This is a genomic window from Vibrio sp. D173a (genome assembly GCF_030248475.1).
The window spans coordinates 1-854 of the sequence record NZ_JAHGAH010000562.1 but is presented as its reverse complement, the minus strand read 5'-3'; the positions used below and the strand labels follow the sequence as shown (position 1 = coordinate 854).

The 854-nt window shown below is 39.1% G+C and carries 1 protein-coding gene; it reads left to right on the top strand.

All coding sequences use genetic code 11. From position 1 onward, the window contains the following. Positions 1 to 77 precede the first annotated feature (77 nt). Positions 78 to 680 carry a hypothetical protein gene (locus tag KIV40_RS27550; protein ID WP_285352390.1) on the top strand — a complete coding sequence of 201 codons (603 nt, stop codon included), beginning with the start codon at positions 78 to 80 and terminating at the stop codon, positions 678 to 680. The last annotated feature ends 174 nt before the right edge of the window (positions 681 to 854 follow it).

The following is an 854-nucleotide window of genomic DNA, read 5'->3' as shown; positions in this document are numbered from 1 at the left end:
AAGGTGGTTTTCGGCAACATCGGTATTGCGTTGCTCACCCCTTAGCAGGGCGTTATGCCTTTATGAGGAATTGGTAATTGTTCGAACTATTTAGAGAAATTTTAGGGTATTTTGAAAGTAACGTGATTCTCATGGGGTTAAGTGCATTTTTGGGAGCTATCGCTGTTAAGCGTATAGAAACAAAGGAGTCAGCGAAGCTTAGACAATTGATTGATTCTAAGTTGTCATTGCTAGTTGCTAAAAATGAGCCTGTCATCCATGTAAACCGAGAACAGGCTGAGTTTGAGTTTTCTCGTTACCGTGAAATGTGGGAAGCTACCAGTGAAATTTCGGCATTGATGTCTTCAGCAGTTAAGCGTGTTGGTGATCTAGAGAAACTAAAAATAACTTTTCAAACTCTTCATGAAGTTCGTTGTACTTTAGGCGCTCTTACTAATAATGCGTATCCATTCATTGATAATGAAGTCTACGAAAATGCTCTCGTATGCCACAAGTCCTCTCATGATTTTATGCAGTTACTAACTTACGCGGAAAATCTCAAATCTAGCGATGAGTTGGCAAATTTAAATAAAAGAGAATTTGATATGGTTTTAGTTCACTACGACACCCAATCTAGACAATTAGCACTAGCAATCAAAGGCAGGCTTGAAGTCATGTCTGTACTGCAAACACAGGCATAACAAACGTTTAAGGCTTCAAGATGCTTTTCTAATCCAAATTCCGCACGTTAGATCCTGTACTCTAACGTGCTTTTGTCCAAAAACTATCTAGAAATTGAGCAATCTTCATTATCCAACCACACCAACATCAATTGCTGTACAATACACGCGCTTGAAACCACAGCCCTATCAACT